The sequence below is a fragment of the Roseobacter sp. MED193 genome, from assembly GCF_000152965.1.
Taxonomy (GTDB): Bacteria; Pseudomonadota; Alphaproteobacteria; order Rhodobacterales; family Rhodobacteraceae; genus Pseudophaeobacter.
This window is the reverse complement of the sequence record NZ_CH902583.1, coordinates 1,656,674-1,673,819: the sequence shown is the minus strand read 5'-3', so window position 1 is coordinate 1,673,819 and position 17,146 is coordinate 1,656,674. Positions and strand designations below refer to the sequence as shown.

21 protein-coding genes are annotated in these 17,146 nt (G+C 58.8%); 13 read left to right on the top strand and 8 right to left on the bottom strand.

Translation table 11 applies throughout. From position 1 onward, the window contains the following. Positions 1-2 precede the first annotated feature (2 nt). Complete coding sequence (locus MED193_RS10370; RefSeq protein ID WP_009809673.1) at positions 3-674, top strand: hypothetical protein; 672 nt, start codon at positions 3-5, stop codon at positions 672-674. Between the two features lie 78 nt (positions 675-752). On the opposite strand, the gene MED193_RS10365 is transcribed toward MED193_RS10370, so the two are convergent. Genes MED193_RS10365 through MED193_RS10355 form a run of 3 tightly spaced genes read right to left on the bottom strand, consistent with a single transcriptional unit; the run spans position 753 to position 2,223 of the window. Beyond that, the gene (locus MED193_RS10365) at positions 753-1,121 is read right to left on the bottom strand and encodes a hypothetical protein (protein WP_009809672.1); all 369 of its coding nucleotides are present in this window, start codon (positions 1,119-1,121) and stop codon (positions 753-755) included. 35 nt (positions 1,122-1,156) lie between these two features. After that, entirely contained in the window at positions 1,157-1,486 is a 330-nt protein-coding gene (locus MED193_RS10360; RefSeq protein WP_009809671.1) for an AzlD domain-containing protein, read from the bottom strand. Beyond that, positions 1,483-2,223 (bottom strand): AzlC family ABC transporter permease, encoded by a 741-nt coding sequence (locus tag MED193_RS10355; RefSeq protein WP_009809670.1) that lies wholly within the window; start codon positions 2,221-2,223, stop codon positions 1,483-1,485. The genes MED193_RS10360 and MED193_RS10355 overlap by 4 nt, the downstream gene beginning before the upstream one ends. A gap of 55 nt (positions 2,224-2,278) precedes the next feature. Here MED193_RS10355 and fdhD point away from each other — a divergent pair, with 55 nt between their 5' ends. Genes fdhD through glp form a run of 5 tightly spaced genes read left to right on the top strand, consistent with a single transcriptional unit; the run spans position 2,279 to position 6,153 of the window. After that, the gene (gene fdhD, locus MED193_RS10350) at positions 2,279-3,172 is read left to right on the top strand and encodes a formate dehydrogenase accessory sulfurtransferase FdhD (protein WP_009809669.1); all 894 of its coding nucleotides are present in this window, start codon (positions 2,279-2,281) and stop codon (positions 3,170-3,172) included. A gap of 42 nt (positions 3,173-3,214) precedes the next feature. Then, positions 3,215-3,748 carry a hypothetical protein gene (locus MED193_RS10345; protein WP_039966094.1) on the top strand — a complete coding sequence of 178 codons (534 nt, stop codon included), beginning with the start codon at positions 3,215-3,217 and terminating at the stop codon, positions 3,746-3,748. After that, on the top strand, positions 3,745-4,380 hold the full coding sequence (mobA, locus tag MED193_RS10340; RefSeq protein ID WP_009809667.1) for a molybdenum cofactor guanylyltransferase MobA: 636 nt from the start codon (positions 3,745-3,747) through the stop codon (positions 4,378-4,380). The genes MED193_RS10345 and mobA overlap by 4 nt, the downstream gene beginning before the upstream one ends. After that, positions 4,377-4,868 (top strand): molybdopterin-guanine dinucleotide biosynthesis protein B, encoded by a 492-nt coding sequence (mobB, locus tag MED193_RS10335; RefSeq protein WP_009809666.1) that lies wholly within the window; start codon positions 4,377-4,379, stop codon positions 4,866-4,868. The genes mobA and mobB overlap by 4 nt, the downstream gene beginning before the upstream one ends. 28 nt (positions 4,869-4,896) lie before the next feature. Further along, positions 4,897-6,153, top strand: a complete 1,257-nt coding sequence (gene glp, locus MED193_RS10330) for a gephyrin-like molybdotransferase Glp (RefSeq protein WP_009809665.1) — start codon at positions 4,897-4,899, stop codon at positions 6,151-6,153. 149 nt (positions 6,154-6,302) lie between these two features. Here the strand turns inward: glp and MED193_RS10325 are convergent, their stop codons facing one another. From MED193_RS10325 to MED193_RS10315, 3 genes are all read right to left on the bottom strand, one after another. Then, positions 6,303-7,322 carry a hypothetical protein gene (locus tag MED193_RS10325; RefSeq protein ID WP_009809664.1) on the bottom strand — a complete coding sequence of 340 codons (1,020 nt, stop codon included), beginning with the start codon at positions 7,320-7,322 and terminating at the stop codon, positions 6,303-6,305. 117 nt (positions 7,323-7,439) lie between these two features. Next, positions 7,440-7,910: a transcription elongation factor GreA gene (gene greA / locus MED193_RS10320; RefSeq protein ID WP_009809663.1), complete on the bottom strand. Its 471-nt coding sequence runs from the start codon at positions 7,908-7,910 to the stop codon at positions 7,440-7,442. Between the two features lie 275 nt (positions 7,911-8,185). Beyond that, a complete protein-coding gene (locus MED193_RS10315) occupies positions 8,186-8,569 on the bottom strand; it encodes a VOC family protein (RefSeq protein WP_009809662.1) in 384 nt (127 codons plus the stop codon). Positions 8,570-8,677: 108 nt separating this feature from the next. Here MED193_RS10315 and soxR point away from each other — a divergent pair, with 108 nt between their 5' ends. The 4 genes from soxR (at position 8,678) to MED193_RS10295 (ending at position 13,707) form a co-directional block, all read left to right on the top strand. After that, complete coding sequence (soxR, locus tag MED193_RS10310; protein WP_009809661.1) at positions 8,678-9,157, top strand: redox-sensitive transcriptional activator SoxR; 480 nt, start codon at positions 8,678-8,680, stop codon at positions 9,155-9,157. 173 nt (positions 9,158-9,330) lie between these two features. Next, positions 9,331-10,980 carry an electron transfer flavoprotein-ubiquinone oxidoreductase gene (locus MED193_RS10305; RefSeq protein WP_009809660.1) on the top strand — a complete coding sequence of 550 codons (1,650 nt, stop codon included), beginning with the start codon at positions 9,331-9,333 and terminating at the stop codon, positions 10,978-10,980. Between the two features lie 173 nt (positions 10,981-11,153). Beyond that, complete coding sequence (locus MED193_RS10300; protein WP_009809659.1) at positions 11,154-12,896, top strand: tetratricopeptide repeat protein; 1,743 nt, start codon at positions 11,154-11,156, stop codon at positions 12,894-12,896. Next, the gene (locus MED193_RS10295) at positions 12,886-13,707 is read left to right on the top strand and encodes a 4-(cytidine 5'-diphospho)-2-C-methyl-D-erythritol kinase (protein WP_009809658.1); all 822 of its coding nucleotides are present in this window, start codon (positions 12,886-12,888) and stop codon (positions 13,705-13,707) included. The genes MED193_RS10300 and MED193_RS10295 overlap by 11 nt, the downstream gene beginning before the upstream one ends. Positions 13,708-13,716: 9 nt before the next feature. Here MED193_RS10295 and MED193_RS10290 read toward each other — a convergent pair whose 3' ends face one another. Both MED193_RS10290 and MED193_RS10285 read right to left on the bottom strand, forming a co-directional pair. Beyond that, complete coding sequence (locus MED193_RS10290; protein ID WP_009809657.1) at positions 13,717-14,463, bottom strand: hypothetical protein; 747 nt, start codon at positions 14,461-14,463, stop codon at positions 13,717-13,719. Positions 14,464-14,582: 119 nt separating this feature from the next. After that, the gene (locus MED193_RS10285; RefSeq protein ID WP_009809656.1) at positions 14,583-15,581 is read right to left on the bottom strand and encodes a polyprenyl synthetase family protein; all 999 of its coding nucleotides are present in this window, start codon (positions 15,579-15,581) and stop codon (positions 14,583-14,585) included. Positions 15,582-15,638: 57 nt separating this feature from the next. On the opposite strand from MED193_RS10285, the gene MED193_RS10280 reads away from it, so the two are divergent. From MED193_RS10280 to MED193_RS10270, 3 genes are all read left to right on the top strand, one after another. Beyond that, positions 15,639-15,860 carry a DUF2007 domain-containing protein gene (locus MED193_RS10280; protein WP_009809655.1) on the top strand — a complete coding sequence of 74 codons (222 nt, stop codon included), beginning with the start codon at positions 15,639-15,641 and terminating at the stop codon, positions 15,858-15,860. After that, complete coding sequence (locus MED193_RS10275; protein ID WP_009809654.1) at positions 15,857-16,663, top strand: tRNA1(Val) (adenine(37)-N6)-methyltransferase; 807 nt, start codon at positions 15,857-15,859, stop codon at positions 16,661-16,663. Before MED193_RS10280 ends, MED193_RS10275 begins: the two co-directional genes overlap by 4 nt. 218 nt (positions 16,664-16,881) lie before the next feature. Next, on the top strand, positions 16,882-17,061 hold the full coding sequence (locus tag MED193_RS10270; RefSeq protein ID WP_009809653.1) for a YdcH family protein: 180 nt from the start codon (positions 16,882-16,884) through the stop codon (positions 17,059-17,061). The last annotated feature ends 85 nt before the right edge of the window (positions 17,062-17,146 follow it).

The window sequence follows — 17,146 nt, the reverse complement described above, 5'->3', positions numbered from 1 at the left end:
AAATGACATCTGGTAAAGCGGTTGCGCGCCGGGTGCCGAGTCGTATTGGCTTGGCCACGGCTCTTTTGGCGGGTTCTATTGTACTGGCGGGCTGCGAGGCCCAGAAAAAGCCCAATGCCGATGCAGCGACACTTGCAGCAGCATCCTATACTCACAGCGGGCCACCTGCGCTGACCTTGTTCACCATGGTCAACAACCGGACGGGCTCCGGTGGTCATACATCGCTGATGATCAATGCCTCTGAGCGGGTGATTTTTGACCCTGCCGGATCCTTTTATGCCGATGTGGTGCCAGAACGGAATGATGTCCTGTTTGGCATTACGCCCGCAGTGGTTCTTGCCTATCGTGGCGCCCATGCCCGCAGCACCCACCATGTGGTGGTGCAGCGCCTCGAAGTCACCCCTGCGCAGGCGCAGTTGGCCTATGAACTGGCGGTCTCAAATGGTCGGGTGCCCGGGGCCTATTGCGCCAATTCCACCTCCTCCATCCTGCGCCAAATTCCAGGGCTGGAAGGTTTGAAGACCACATTCTACCCTGTGAAGCTGTCCGAGCAGTTTGGTGCGCTCCCTGGTGTTGTCACCACAAAATACTATGAGGATGACGACGCGGATCTGCAAAAGGCCCTGGCAGAGGGCAATGTGGTCCTGAATTACGAGACCACGCAGAGCGAATAGCGTTGTGTACAGCGGAAATTAGGCGGCTGAGCACGGGTAACCGGCTCAGCCGTTTTTTTTGAGCAGTTGAGGCGAGGGTCATTCTACGTTCGCCAAGATCGCCTCAATCATAGGTCTGGTGAATTCTGTCTCCGGAGAGTCCGTTTTGTCTTTCTTGCGATGATATTCACCAGCGTCAAAAGCTTCATAAATCTCATAGAACGGAGAGGGCACCATCCCGCCGTTGAGGTGTCCCACCAGAACAGACCAAAGATCGTTCATGATGGAACCGCAGCGGGTGTAGCAGAGTATACCGCGTTGGTATCTCCGGGCGACTTCCAAGCTGAGAGAGTTGTAAAACACCTCTTTTGAAAGATCTTCAGTCAGGGAGCGAACATGGTTTTCCGTGATCCTTTGACCAGGAGATTCAGAAGCCAGGGTAATCAAATCGTCAAGCTTATGATTCATGGTTTTCCCTTTTGATCGACCGGGGTCTTGCAATTCTACCCAAGCAAAAACAGCAGCAAAAACCCACTGACACCGCTGAGCAGTGCCCAGAGCACATTGCGGGTGAAATAGCCCACCGCGAAGGTTAGGGCGGCGACCGCCAGATGTGGTAGGCTGGTTTCTCCGCCTGTGGGGGAGGGCCAGACCACCAGGGGCGTGACCAATGCCGGCAGGATGGCCACCGCTGTGTAGCGCAGATGCCGCATCAGCCAGTCCGGCATCTGTCTGCCGCCCATAAAACCGATAAAGGCAAAGCGCAGCACATAACTGCCCAAGGCCATGCCGATGATCACGATCCAGAGGCTGGTTTGGTCAAATGTGCTCATGGCGCAGTCTCCTGCTTGGCTTTGCTACGGGCGGTGGCCTGTTCCAGCCAGAGTTCGGTTTGGGCGCCGGCCATCATGCCGGCCAGACCGGCGACGATCAGACCCAGATTATGCGGCATCAGCGTGGCGGGCAAAGAGGCGACAATGGCCACAAAACAGGCAACCATATGGGCAGGCGTGCGCAGCATCGGCCCGATCATCGCCAGAAAGGCCAGCGGCAGGACAAAGTCCAACCCCCAGCTTGCCGGGATCTGAGCGCCAACCCAGGCCCCGACCACGGTGGCTGCCATCCAACTGGGGGCAATCACCGAGGTGGTGCCAAAGAAATAAGCCATGCGCTGGGGCACGCTCATCTCAGGTTCGTCTTCGAACTTTACGATCGACAGGGCATAGGATTGATCCACGGTCAGATAGGCCGCAATGGCGCGCTGCCACATCGGCGCTGCGCCAAGGTAGGGCGTCAAAGACGCAGAATACATTCCCATGCGCAGGTTCACCGCCAGCGCCGAGGTGAGCACGATCAGCAGAGGCGTGTTCTCTTGCAGCAGTTGCAGAGCGGTGAACTGGGCAGCGCCGGCGAAGACTGCGAGGGAAAAAGCCAGGGCCTCAAGGACATTTAGTCCCGCTTCGGCGGATAAGACCCCAAAAAGCAGGCCAAAAGGACTGGCCACAAGCAGAAATGGCAGGCTATCGACCAGTCCTTTTAAAAACAGGGATTTCGTGGTGGTGCTTGCCATGTGCGCGTCCTAGATTGACTGCCGAATAGCTAGGCAGCTTACAGAGGTTTTGCAATTGGTAATAAAATCTGACCTCACAGAAATTCTGGCCGAGTATCTGATTGCGCCTGATCCAGGCCGCGCAGGGCTCACCCGTCCGGTGCAGGGGCGGGATGAGCACGGCAGACTTGTGGATCTGTCGGTGGTAGAGGAGCGCCCGCTGACCATCTATCTGAACCGGCAGGAAATTGTCACCGCCATGACCATTGGCGACTACCCCGAATATCTGGCGCTGGGCTTTCTGCGCAATCAGGGCATGTTGCTGCCCGATGACGTGGTTACGCGGGTGGATTTTGACGAAGAGCTGGAAACCGTGGTGGTGCGTACCGCAGTGGAGACCAGTCATGAGGAAAAGCTACAGAAAAAGACCCGCACCTCTGGCTGCGCCGTGGGCACTGTCTTTGGCGATATGATGGAGGGGCTGGAGAATGTGCAGCTGCCCGCCACTCCGGTTAAAACCTCCTGGCTCTATGCGCTGGCCCATAAGATCAACCGCACGCCCTCGCTCTACCTTGAGGCCGGGGCGATCCATGGCACCGTGCTGTGCCACCGCGACCGCCCGCTGGTCTATATGGAGGACGTGGGCCGCCACAATGCGGTGGATAAGATCGCCGGCTGGATGCTGTCAGAGGGCGTCTCAGCCTCGGATAAGATCCTTTATACCACGGGGCGGATGACCTCGGAAATGGTGATCAAGACCGCGATGATGGGCATTCCGGTGCTGGCTTCGCGCTCTGGCTTCACCGCCTGGGGGGTTGAGATCGCCCAGCAGGTGGGCCTCACCCTGATTGGCCGCATGAAAGGCCAGCGGTTTACCTGCCTCTCTGGCGATGAGCGGTTAGAGCGTGACATGGACCCGCGCGACGCGCCGGTTGAGGCAAAGAAACACAAAAGAAAGGGTGAGCAGTGATGCAGCCGTTGCTGCCTGGGCTCCTTTGCAAGGGAATTTAATGTGACAAATGTCGAATTGAGCTTTTCGTTGACCAAACCGGAGGCGCGAGAAGGTCTGATTGTCCGAGATCGGTTGCGAAGCGGTTTGAGGTCTAGCCTATGGGTGCGGCTTGGAAAACAACTTCTTCTAGGTTTGTTGTTGAGTTTTTTAGGGGTTCTGTGTAGCCGGCTTTTTGGCCAGACAGATCCGACTCCCGGCATGTTTGGAGTACTGCTCGGGGCTGTCACAATTTTAATCATCTGGCAGGTCAGATGGATGAAGGCTATCAGCTCAGCCGCAGAGGAATTGGCGGATTTTTCCACGACGCATGGCCCGACAACGGCGGTATTTAATGCATCAGGTATGGAACTTGTTTCCTCAATGGGTCGGGCGAAGTTGCCTTGGTTTGCGATCGCTCAAGTCCTGACAGCCAAAAATGTGACAGTGCTTCGGTATGGCGCACAATCGATTGTCGTTCCTCATCGCTGTCTGCCAACCGGATTGGAAGCGCTCGAGTTTGATAGGCAGCTCGAAGCCTGGAGGGCCAGCACATGACCAAACCCCTTGGTGTAATCCTCGCAGGCGGTCTTGCCACGCGCATGGGCGGCGGCGACAAGGGACTGCTGCAGATCGGTGGTCAAAGCCTGCTGACTCGTGTGCGGGACAGGCTGGCACCGCAGGTTTCCGGCCTGGCGCTGAACGCCAACGGCGATGCGGAGCGCTTTGCTGATCTGGACCTGCCAGTAGTAGCAGACAGTATTGATGGTTTTGCCGGACCTCTTGCAGGCGTTCTGGCGGGGCTCGACTGGGCGGCGGAGCAGGGAGCAGAAGCAATCATTACCGCCGCTGCCGATACGCCGTTCTTCCCGACCAATCTGGCGGCGCAGCTGGTTGCAGCCTCTGAAGGGCAGAAACATCCGCTGGTGCTGGCCACCACTCCGCGCACCGGCGAAGAGCTGAAATCTGGTGGGCGCAGCAAGGTCAACCGCCACCCCACCTTTGGCCTCTGGCCAGTTGCCCTGCGCGAGGACCTGCGCACGGCCTTGAACGACGGGCTGCGCAAGGTGGTGCTCTGGACCGATCAGCACGGCGGGCGCGAAGCCCTGTTTGAGGCCCAGCCCTTTGATCCCTTTTTCAACGTCAACACGCCCGCGGATCTGAAACGGGCAGAGGAGTTGCTGAGATGAAACTCTATGGTGTCACCGGCTGGAAGAACTGCGGCAAAACCGGGCTGATGGAGCGGCTGGTGACTGAGTTCACCGAACGCGGCCTGAGGGTCTCCACCATCAAGCATGCCCATCACAGCACCGATGTGGACCAGCCCGGCACCGACAGCCATCGTCACCGCATGGCCGGCGCTTCCGAGGTGGTGCTGGCCTCGACCCATCGCATCGCCATCATGCAGGAGCTGCGCGGCGCAGAGGAGCCGCCCCTTTCAGAGCTGCTGGCACGGCTCTCTCCGGTGGATCTGGTCTTGGTTGAGGGCTACAAGCGTGAGCCTCACCCCAAGATCGAGGCTCACCGCGCTGCTGCGGGCCAGCCCCTGATCGCACCGCAGGATGCCAGTATTCGCGCCCTGGCCAGCGATGTGCCGCTGAACTGCGAACAGCTGGTTTTTAATCTGGATGACACCACAGCGATTGCGGATTTTATCGCCGCAGAGTTGACGCTTTAGCTCCCTCTTTTGAAAAGGCAGGACGCCGATGACCCTGACCCCACCTCCGCTGCGCAATGATTGTTTTTCCCTGCCCGCAGGTGTTGATTGGACCCCAGTAGACGAAGCCCTGGCGCTGCTGCGGGATCGGGTGCGGAGGGTGGTCTCCAGTGAGAATTTGCCGCTGGACAGGGCACTGGGGCGGGTGCTGGCAGCGGATGTCATCGCCAAACGTTCAAACCCGGCGCTGCCAAACACGGCGGTTGACGGCTACGGTTTTGCCGGAGCCATGGCTGAGGGCACACATGTCCTGCCCCTGGTGCAGGGGCGCGCCGCGGCCGGGCTTGCCTATGAGGGGGCTGTGCCTGCAGGGAAGGCCATCCGTATTTTGACCGGGGCGGCTCTGCCAACTGGGGTGGATACGGTTATTCTGGAAGAGGACGTGACCCTGGGGGAAGGCGAAATTGCTTTTCGTGGACCGCTCAAGCAGGGCGCCAATACCCGCAAGGCAGGCGAAGATTTTAGCACGGGCGAAGTAATTCTGACCGCTGGCCGGGTCATCACCCCAGCAGACTTGGCTCTCGCAGCTGCCGCCGGGGTTGACGCGCTTGAGGTCTATCTGCCTCTGCGGGTTGGTGTACTTTCTACCGGGGATGAGCTCTGCGAGGTTGGTGAAACGGCAGCCCCTGGCCAGATCTATGATGCCAACCGACCCATGCTGCTGGCCCTTCTGCGGCAGATGGGGTTTGTCCCGGTGGATCTCGGCCGGGTGGCTGACGATCGCGCGACCCTGCGCGCCCGGCTGGATAAGGCCGCTTCCGATGTGGATGTGATCCTCACCAGTGGGGGCGCCTCGGCAGGGGACGAAGACCATGTCTCTGCGTTGCTGCGCGAAAGTGGGGCGTTGCAGGAGTGGCGCATCGCCCTGAAACCTGGACGCCCCCTGGCGCTGGCTGTCTGGAACGGCGTGCCGGTCTTTGGCCTGCCAGGAAATCCAGTAGCCGCCCTGATCTGTACGCTGATCTTTGCCCGTCCGGCCATGGGACAAATGGCGGGTGCCAAATGGCTGCAGCCGCAGGGTTTTGACCTGCCAGCAGCTTTTACCAAACGCAAAAAGCCGGGTCGACGCGAGTATCTGCGCGCAAGAGTGCGCGACGGACAGGCCGAGGTGTTTAAATCCGAAGGCTCTGGCCGTATTTCGGGTCTAAGCTGGGCCGAAGGTCTGGTGGAGCTTGAGGATGGCGCCCTGGAGATCAATCCAGGTGATCCTGTGCGTTTTATTCCCTACGAAAGTTTCCGCCTGTAAGATCCGCTTGATGCGAGGCTCTGACTCGCGCTGCGAGATATTTAACGCCAAATGACGAGGGCCCCAAGTTTCATTGGCCCAAAATACCCTGGGGGTGAACGCCTGTGGCGCGAGGGGGTAAAGCCCCCATTCTTTGAGTGACGGGAGAGCTAGTCGAAAGTTCCCGCAACCCGCCCCACTAGCATAAAGGCGCGGGCGGTGCGGGTATCGCCCAGGGCGGTGATTTCGCCATCGCTGGCCTCAGCTTCAAACTCGGCGAACATCCGGTCAAAGCGGCGCAGGAAATGATGTGCCGCATCGCGAAAGATCGGATCCTGTTTCATCCGTGCCGAGGTCAGTGCCAATGAGGTGCGATCCCGTACGCCGCCCAGTGCTGCGACAGCTCGGCCACGGGTGCCCTGGGCAAATTGTCGCCAGATTTCAGGGCGCGCCATATCGGGGCGCAGGTCATCCATGTAGATGCCATCCTGGCTCAGCAGGGTCAGGACATCCTGGGCCGCCTGTACCACCTGCGAGGCCTTGCGATCCTTGAGCGCTGCGCGCAGGGCGGTGAAGCCCTCCTCGTCTTCTGCTGTTTCCGGGAAATTCAGCGCCCGAATGAACTGTTCTGCAGGCAGGGGCAGCGCCATATCCTCGGCTGAGGTACCAAGGGCAAGACTGCCCTGATCCTCTGTGGCCAGCTTCGTTGCTTCTGCCGGTATCGCGGGGCGGGCAGGCGCATGACGGCTGCTCTGGAATGTGGCCAGAGCGGTTTCCGTCTTGCGGGTTGCCTCTGCGATTTCTTCCAGCTTCTGGCTTACCGTTGGCTCACTGGCGGCTTCGGATTGCTGAACGTGGGTGAGATAGCTGTGGCGCAGACTGTCAATCGCAGCCTGCAGACGCTGGCTTTCGCTGCGCATCACCCGCGCCGATCGCAGCGCCGAGGTGCCGACCCAGATCATCACCAGTGGCATCACAACGGCCAGAACGGTCAGCACGGTGGGGGTCCAATGGGTAATACCCTGATCTGCCGGAGCCAGCAGAAACAGGGCCAGAACCAGCAAGAGCCAGAGCGCCGACAGCAAAATGGCCACCAGTTCGGCGCTCCCCATTCCGGCATCCGACTGGGCCGTTTCGGCACCGCGTCCCGTAAGCGAAGTGGGGCGTTTGGAGGCATCCTGGACGGTCATAAGCAGGCTCGCAATCCGAAGCTGGGGCTCTGGTTTCTAGTGGGTTTAAACAAGGCTAGCGGTTTCACTGGCAGAGGCAAGAGGAACCGCGCCGGGGGGCTCTTTAAGCTTAGTGGTTCAACCGTAGTGGATGGTCAGGATCTCATAGCCACGCACACCACCCGGCGTGCGGACTTCGACGCTGTCGCCTTCTTCCTTGCCAATCAGGGCGCGGGCAATGGGCGATTTGATGTTCAGCAAACCAGCCTCGACATTGGCTTCATGCTCGCCAACGATTTGCCAGGTTTTTTCTTCGTCGGTGTCCTCGTCAACCAGGGTGACCTTGGCGCCAAATTTGATCGAACCAGACAGTTTGGCGGGGTCAATCACATCGGCGAGGCTCAGAATCCCTTCCAGCTCTTTGATACGGCCCTCAATAAAGGACTGCTTCTCGCGGGCAGAGTGGTATTCGGCGTTTTCCGACAGATCGCCCAGCTCGCGGGCTTCGGCAATCGCTTTGATAATCGTTGGGCGTTCCACCGATTTCAGGTTCTTTAGCTCAGCTTCGAGTGCGGTGTGACCCGCAGAAGTCATTGGGATCTTTTCCATATCTAGGGTCCAGGTCGTTTGGCTAACGCAGTAGCGCTTGGGTCATATGTGATGTCGGGTCTACCAAAGCCAGAGCCCCGCAACAGCACTGCAGCGGGGCCCGTCTTTTGTGTTGGCATTTACCTGACCCAATCTGGGCAGAAATTTCAAGGGGGCGTAGTGCGCTCTCCACAGGCAAATCGGCTCAATCAGCGGATTTTACTGGTTTTGTTACTGTCTTGCGCGGAAAAATGCCGTGATCCGGGATGTTGGGCAGGTCCGCCTGCCATAAAAGATCAATCATCATATTGCACCGCTTCGTATTCGATGCCGTCAGCATCGTGGAAGTAGAAACGACGCCCTGGCTCATAGTCGCCATGGTTTTTTGGCGTAAAACCGGCGGCCTTCACAGCGGCTTCGGTCGCGTCGAGGTTGTCGACCACAACGGCCAGATGGTTAAGGCCACCAGTGGTCTGGTAACTTTCAGGGGCCTCCCCTGGCGCGGAAGGGGGGGCATAGAGAGCCAGGTAGCTGTTTGCGTTGCCCACATGCAGGCTGCGTCCGCCATTGATCGAAGGGCCAGACCAGCGGGTGTGCCAGCCAAAGACCTGAGCCATCCATTCAGCAGTGGCTTCGGGGTTGCTGACGGTGACATTGGCATGTTCCAGAATCGCGCTCATTTGGTGTCTCCTTTTTGAGTGACGTTGATTTATGAGTCGCCTTACGATAATTTCTAAACCTAACTTTAGCTCAAGCAGTTTTTTGCGCTTTTTTGAGAGGAACGCAAAATGGCAAAATCCGCAGGGGTGGCGATTGGCTACCTGTCCGAACGCTCTGGCCTCGCGGTCTCGGCTATTCGCTACTATGAGACCCAGGGGTTGCTGGAGCCCTGGCGCAATGCTGGCGGCCAGCGCCGGTTTCATCGGGCAGATATTCGTCGCCTTAGCTTCATCATGATCGCGCAGCAGTTTGGCTTTTCTCTGCCGGAGATTCGCGGTTTTCTGAAAACCCTGCCTGGTGGGCGCACCCCGACGCCTGAGGATTGGGCGCGAATCTCGACTGGGTTTCGCGATCACCTGGATGCGCGAATCGAAACGCTGCAAAAGATGCGCGATAATCTGGACGGTTGCATTGGCTGTGGCTGCCTATCCTTACCAAAATGTGCGCTTTATAATCCCCAGGATCAGGCGGCGAAGAAGGGCAAGGGGCCGAGATATCTGATGGGGGACAGTCCAGAGTTAGATGCGGCGCCGGAAAAAGGGGCGTGAACGGCGAAAATGGCCCATGCCCCTGCGGCAAAGCGCGGTTCTGAGGTAACTAACGCAGAGTTTGGATTGACCTTGTATGTTGCCAAACGCTAAGCAACCGCGAAAGAAAATTACTCCCAGCTCACTCCCAGACATGGGATCGGTAGCGAATACAATAGCCAAGGAGCAGCTCTATGGCCGAGATCGAACGCGAAACGATGGAATATGACGTAGTGATCGTTGGGGCAGGCCCGGCCGGTCTGTCTGCCGCGATCCGTCTGAAACAGCTGGATGCCGACCTAGAGGTCGTGGTTCTGGAAAAGGGCTCCGAAGTGGGCGCCCATATCCTATCTGGTGCGGTTCTGGACCCCTGTGGCCTGGATGCGCTGATCCCCGACTGGAAGGAAAAAGGCGCACCACTCAATACGCCCGTAAAAGAAGACAACTTTTATATGCTGGGCGAAGCTGGTGAAATCCGCGTTCCAAACTTCCCCATGCCGCCGCTGATGAACAACCACGGCAACTACATCGTCTCGATGGGCAATGTCTGTCGCTGGATGGCCGAGCAGGCCGAAGAACTGGGCGTTGAAATCTTTCCAGGCATGTCCTGTTCTGAGCTGGTCTATGGCGACAAAGGCGAAGTCAAAGGCGTGGTTGCCGGTGTCTTTGGTTTGGAAGAGGACGGCTCTTACGGTCCCAACACCGAGCCAGGAATGGAGCTGCACGGCAAATATGTCTTCCTGTCGGAAGGTGTGCGCGGCTCGCTGTCAAAAGAGGTGATCGCCAAATATGACCTGCAGGCCGGCAAGGACGTGCAGAAATACGGCGTTGGCATGAAAGAGATCTGGGAGATCGATCCCGCGAAACATAAGGAAGGCACTGTCACCCACACCATGGGTTGGCCGCTGAACTCCAATGCGGGCGGTGGGTCGTTCATCTATCACCTGGAGAACAACCAGGTTTATGTCGGCTTTGTGGTTCACCTGAACTACAAAAACCCGCATCTGTACCCCTATATGGAATTCCAGCGCTTCAAGCATCATCCAATGGTGGCTGAACTGCTGAAAGGTGGCAAACGCGTCGCTTATGGCGCCCGTGCCATCACCGAGGGCGGCTATCAGTCTATGCCAAAGCTGGTTGCCCCCGGTGTGGCGCTGCTGGGCTGTTCTGCAGGCATGGTCAACGTTCCGCGCATCAAGGGCAACCACAATGCCATGCTGTCAGGCAAAGCAGCAGCCGAGGCCGCCTTTGCCGCGATCAAGGCGGATCGTTCAGGTGATGAACTGCCAGACTACGAGGTTGCTGTCCGGGATGGCGCAATTGGCAAAGACCTGAAAATGGTGCGTAATGTTAAGCCCATGTGGTCCAAGTGGGGGCTGATGGCCTCGCTTATGCTGGGTGGTCTGGATATGTGGACCAACAACATTCTGGGTCTGTCCTTCTTTGGCACCATCAAGCACGGCAAAAATGATGCTGAGGCAACCGAGGAAGCCTCCAAGCACCAGCCGATTGACTACCCAAAACCAGATGGGGTGCTTTCCTTTGATCGCCTGACCAATGTGTCTTTTGCAGCGACCAACCACGAGGAAAGCCAGCCTTGCCACCTGCGTCTGGCTGATCCGAACCTGCCCATCGGGACCAACCTGCCAAAGTTCGACGAACCCGCGCAACGCTACTGCCCTGCGGGTGTCTACGAGGTGGTGGAAAAGGACGGCAAGCCCGAGTTCGTGGTCAACTTCCAGAACTGCGTGCACTGCAAGACCTGCGATATCAAAGACCCAAGCCAGAACATCACCTGGACCACGCCCCAGGGCGGCGACGGGCCGAACTATCCAAACATGTAAGTTCCGGCTTGGCAGGGACAGCAACAAAATGGGCGATCTTACGCTTGTGTTGCCGGTTTGATCAGGAAATCACGTAAAATTGGGGCGGCCTTCGGGTCGCCCCATTGCGTGTCACCAGGTCCCGCACTACGATTCGGTTTGACGCGAGCCGCCCACGTAGAGGAGAACTCCAGGTGCCGATTTCACATTTTCGCAGCCTTACGGCGCTGGCCTTGGTTGCCTTATCAGCATCAGGAAGCCTTGTAACCGCCCAGCAGGCTTCGGCCGAGGGTCTGGCGGGTTCCTATCTGGCCGGGCGGGCTGCCACTTTTGAGAGCGATTTTTCCGCCGCTGCAGATTACTACACCCGGGCGCTGGTGCGTGACCCTTCGAACCCACTGCTGATGGAAAACGTGGTCTTTGCCCAGTTGGCGCAGGGACAGATGAAAAACGCCATCCCAGTGGCCGAACGGCTGCTGCAAAGCGGTGCACGCAGCCAGGCAGGCAATATCGTCATGGCAGGTGGCTTTGCCCTCGCGGAGGATTTTCAGGCCATCCTGGATCGCGATCTGGACACCCGCGCTATTCATCCCCTTGTGGATGGTCTGATCGAGGCCTGGGCGCAGATGGGCGTTGGATCTGTAGACAAGGCAATTGCGGTTTTTGATCGCATCGGTGAGGAGGAGGCTCTGCGCCCCTTTGCGGCCTATCATAAGGCCCTGGCATTGGCCTCTGCCGGCAACTACGGCGGTGCCGAGGAGTTGTTTGCCGCCAATGACGGGCAGCTGACTCGATTGTCGCGGCGCTCGGCCTTGGCGCGGGTCGAAATTCAGTCGCAACTGGGCGAATACGAACTGGCTTTGGCGACCTTGAATGGCAGCTTTGGCTCCGGTAGCGACCCGGCGCTTGACGATATGCGCACCCGCCTGGAGGCCGAGGAGGCGCTGGGCTTTTCCATTGCCAGCACGGCCCGCGACGGAATCGCTGAGGTCTTCTTTACTCTGGCGGCGGTGATGAACGGCGAAGCGGCCAATGATTTTGTGCTGATGTATGCTCGTGTTGCCTCTGCGCTGAGCCCGCAACATGTGGATGCGGTGCTGCTGAGCGCCGAGCTGTTGGATCAGCTGGGGCGCTATGAGCTGTCGATCGCGACCTATAAACAGGTTCCCAGCGATCACCCCGAATACTACGCCGCCGAGATGGGCCGCGCCGAAGCGCTGCGCCGCGCTGCAAAACCGGATGCCGCCGCCGAGGTGCTGGAGCAATTGGTCGGAGATTTCCCCACCCTACCGCAGGTTTCGATCAGCTTGGGCGACCTGTTGCGCCAGCAAGAGGACTATGCCGGGGCGATCTCTGCCTATGATGCGGCCCTGTCCAATATGTCCGACGACTCTCGCAGTCGTTGGTTTCTGCATTATGCCCGCGGTATTTCCTATGAACGTCTCAAGGACTGGCCAAAGGCGGAGGCTGATTTCCGCGCGTCACTTGCGCTGCGTCCAGACAGCCCGCAGGTGCTGAACTATCTCGGCTATTCGCTGATCGAAAAAGAGGATAGCCCCGACAAGCTGGACGAGGCTTTGGGGATGATCGAACAGGCGGTCGCTGCACAGCCGAATTCGGGCTATATTGTCGACAGTCTGGGCTGGGTCTTCTACCGCTTGGGCCGCTACGCTGATGCCGTCGGTCATATGGAACGCGCAGTGGAACTGATGCCGGTGGATCCGGTTGTGAATGACCATCTTGGCGATGTCTACTGGGCGGTTGGTCGCCTGCGCGAGGCTGAATTCCAGTGGAAACGCGCGCTGTCTTTCATCAAATCCGGCGAAGGCGATGGTGAGGCAGACCCGGACCGCATCCGCAGCAAGCTGGAGCTGGGTCTTGACGCGGTATTGGAACAGGAAGGGGCTGCGCCTCTTCAGGTCGCCAATGGCGATTAAGGTCTTTGCGCCTGCCAAGATCAACTTGACCCTGCATGTGACTGGCCAGCGCGCCGATGGCTATCATCTGCTGGATTCGCTGGTTGTCTTTGCCGATTTCGGAGACCGGTTGAAGCTGGAGCCTGGTCCCGAGATGCGGATCGACCTCAGCGGGCCCTTTGCTGCAGGCGTGCCGCAGGATGAGCGCAATCTGATCTGGAAGGCCGCCGAAGGCGCAGGCTGGTCTGGTGCCATCCACCTCAATAAGCAGCTGCCCCATGGGGCTGGCATCGGCGGTGGCTCTTCGGATGCGGCGGCCCTGCTGACGGCCCTGGCCGCTCAAGGTATTGAGATCCCGGCGGACCTGCCCCTTTCGCTGGGCGCTGACCTACCGGTCTGCATGGCGGCTTCAGCCGCAAGGATGCAGGGGATTGGCGAGCAGATCACCCCGGTGGACTTGCCCGCACTGCCCGCGCTCCTGGTCAATCCCGGCTGCCATGTGCCAACAGGCGCGGTGTTTTCCGGTCTGCGCAGTCGTAACAACGCGCCCATGTCGGTTGAAATTCCGCGGTTCAACAGCGCCAGTGACTGCGCGTCTTGGTTGGTAGGGCAACGCAACGATTTAGAGGCCCCGGCGCGTGTCGCAGCACCTGAAATTGACCAGGTTCTGGGCGATCTGACGGCGAGCAGAGGCAATCTGCTGTCACGCATGTCCGGCTCCGGCGCCACCTGCTTTGCACTCTACCCGACCACAAAGGCGGCGCATATGGCAGCCTATGAGATCGGTGCCGAGCATCCCGACTGGTGGATCCAGGCGGTCACCCTGCGCTAGGGGCGGCCCCTAGAGCTGCAGGTGTATGTGGTCGTCATGTCGGGCGGCGCGACAGCCCTGAAAGCGGATCTTGTCGCTGGTCAGCCCCAAGGATTGCTTGAGATGCGGTTCGATAAAGATCTTGGCCACGCGCTGATCGCGCGCCAGGGTTTCGACAAGCAGCCTATTGCGCTGTGGCTCCAGCTCAAAAGTCTTCCATAGAGGCTGCAACCAATCCAGATCCCAGCGCAGGGACAGCAGGGTGTCTGGGCAGTTCGTTGGCCCTTGTTCAAAGGCGAAATAGCCGATCGGGCTGCGGACTTGGCCCGAATAGTGGTCCCCGGCAGCATCTGCATAGTAGAAAGCCAGGTCAACCTTTTCGCCATCGTCATGGGACAAATGCGGCAGCAGGGGAAAGCCGGTGAGAAAGGGGAAATTGGCATCCAAGACAAGCGTCTGGGTGCCGGGGTAGCTCTCTTCCACCTGACTTGAGGCCTCTTCCAGCACGGCCTTCAGTTCTGGCGTGACATAGGTCCGGTTGGTGGCGCAGTAGAACCAGGACTGCACCTGCAGCGGGCCGCGTTCAAAACAGGATAGTGCCGTTCTGCCGGTCAGCGGTGCCACCCAGACTGCAAGGAGAGCCAGACCGACATAGAGCGCGGCAAACACCGCGAAGGGGTGGCGAGACAATCGTGACAGGGCCCAGGCAATGCCGCCCAGCTGGGTCAGAGCCGTGAGAGCGGCAATGATGCAGGCGTGAAGGGCAAGGCGCAGCATGGGCAGGCAAATCAGCTTCTGTTCAATAGGGTAAAGGGTTTGGCGGAGAGCTAAGCACAAATGAAAACGCCCGCAAAGCTGCGGGCGTAAGAATTTTTGATTTACCTGTGGGACAGAGCCTAGTGCAGGCGCGAGACCACATATTCTGCCAGGTCGTGCAGCATCTGGCGGATGGGGTGATCCGGCAGGGCGCTCAAGGCCTCTGTGGCTTTTTCCGCCCATAGCAACGCGTCCTGGCGGGTGGCCTCTAGCGTGCCGTATTTCGCCATCAGAGCAAGAGCCTGCTCCAGGTCACCCTCTTGCTGTTGGCCCTTTTCAATGGTGCGAATCCAAAAGGCGCGTTCTTCGTCGGTGGCTTGGGCAACGGCCTTGATCACCGGCAGGGTCAGCTTGCGTTCGCGGAAATCGTCGCCGATGTTTTTGCCAGTGGTGGCTGCGTCGCCTTGATAATCCAGCAGGTCATCCGCAATCTGGAAGGCGATGCCAAGCGCATCGCCGTAGTCAAATAGCCCTTTGATCTGCGTCTCTGGCGCCGCAGCGATGACACCGCCCACCTGAGTTGCGGCGGAGAATAGCGCTGCCGTCTTACCGCGCACAACTTGCAGATAGACCGCTTCATCGGTGGCGAGATTAGAGGCTGCGGTCATTTGCAGCACCTCGCCCTCGGCAATGGTGGCCGAAGCATTGGCCAGAATATCCAGAACCTGCAACGAGCCGGTTTCGACCATGAGCTGGAAGCTGCGGGAGAACAGGTAATCGCCTACCAGAACCGAGCTTTTGTTATCCCAAAGCAGGTTGGCAGTGGGGCGACCACGGCGTTGGCCGCTTTCATCCACCACATCATCGTGCAGCAATGTGGCGGTGTGGATGAACTCCACCGTGGCCGCCAGCTTGACGTGATGTGCACCCTCATAGCCACAGAGCCGCGCTGCGGCGAGGGTCAGCATGGGGCGCAGGCGTTTGCCACCGGCCCCAACCAAATGCGCTGTTACTTCGGGAATGCGTGGCGCATGTTCCGAGGCCATGCGGGTTTGGATCAGCGTATTCACCGCCTCCATCTCATCGCTCAAAGTGGCGGCGAGCAATTCGTGTGGTTTTTGACTTGTGACTTGGTTCATTGCTTTCCCGGCTTTCAGGCTCGACAAGACCGCGACCTTGCCCTTAGATCCATCCCCATGAAAGAACTTTTGCGCAGCACCGATCCGACTGTCCTGGCCTTTGCATCCGCCCTTCTTGAGGGAGAGGATATAGACTGCTTTCAGATGGACGTAAATATGAGCATACTCGAAGGTGGCATCGGGATTTTTCCGCGCCGCCTGATGGTGCGCGATGAAGATTATTCCCAGGCCAAGCGCGCAATGGTGGACAACGAAATTCCGCTTGGCAATGAGACATGACCAAGCAGGGGGAGCCGGATCCAAGCGTTGAAGGGGGCTTTCCCGACGAGGACCTGTCTCTGAATGATTTCCTGGGCGGCCGGGTGCAGCTGTGGCAACCCCGTGAGGGCTATCGGGCCGGGGTGGACCCTGTTTTGCTGGCTGCGGCGATTCCTGCGCGGGCAGGGGAGCGTGTGCTGGAACTGGGCTGTGGCGGTGGTCAGGCTTTTCTGTGTTTGGCTGAACGGGTGCCGGGATTGGCGATCACCGGGGTTGAGTTGCAATCCGATTATGCCGTTCTTGCCCGGCGCAATGCGGCGCACAACGGTCAGAGCGTCGAGGTGGTTGAGGCAGATTTGGCAGCGTTGCCCAAAGATCTGCGCCAACGCCAGTTCGATCAGGTTTTGGCCAACCCCCCCTATTATCGCGCTGGCGCCCATAGCCCAGCGGAAGATGTCGGCCGTCAGATTGCATTGGGCGGAGATACCCCGCTGGAGATCTGGATTGACACCGCTGCGCGGCGACTGACCCACAAAGGCTATCTGCATATGATACAGCGGGCGGATCGACTGCCTGATATCCTGAGCGCCTGTATGGGGCGCCTCGGCTCGCTTGAGGTGCTGCCACTGGCGCCGCGTCAAAACCGTCCAGCAGAGCTGATATTGCTGCGTGCCCGTAAGGGAGGCCGTGCCGATTTCCGCCTTCATGCACCGCTGATCCTGCATGAGGGGGCGCGTCATTTGGCCGATACGGAGAGTTACCGTGCCGAGGTGCGGGAAATTTTGCGCCAGGGCACGCCTCTAAGTTGGCCCGCGGCAAGATAGGTGCCTACGGTGCAAAATGCAAGCTTTCGACGTGAGCTTGCTGCGCAGGTAGGCCAATTTGATTCATAAAAATAACGCTTTTGGCGGGCTTTGGCCGATGTGACAATTTCATGAAAAAACTATGCGTCTGCGGCGTGACAGTTGGCAAAACTTATGGTCCACTCAAACCAACCCCGCAGGTTCGGGGTTGAACGTCTCGCTTTAAAAGGAGGAACGCCATGAGCCTCAGCTCGCATCTCACCGAACTGAAAAAGAAGCATGACCACCTAAGCATGGAAGTTGAGCACGCCCAACGATCACCCAGTACGGACGGGTTGGAAATCGCCGGGATGAAGAAACAAAAGCTCAAACTGAAAGAAGAAATTGAGCGCCTGTCGAGCGCTACAGAGACAGCATAAACGCCAATCGGCCTTGGGGCGGGTGCCCTGGGTGATCGCATACCAGAGTTTTTCAGGGCTGCCGGAAATGGCGGCCCTTTTGTTT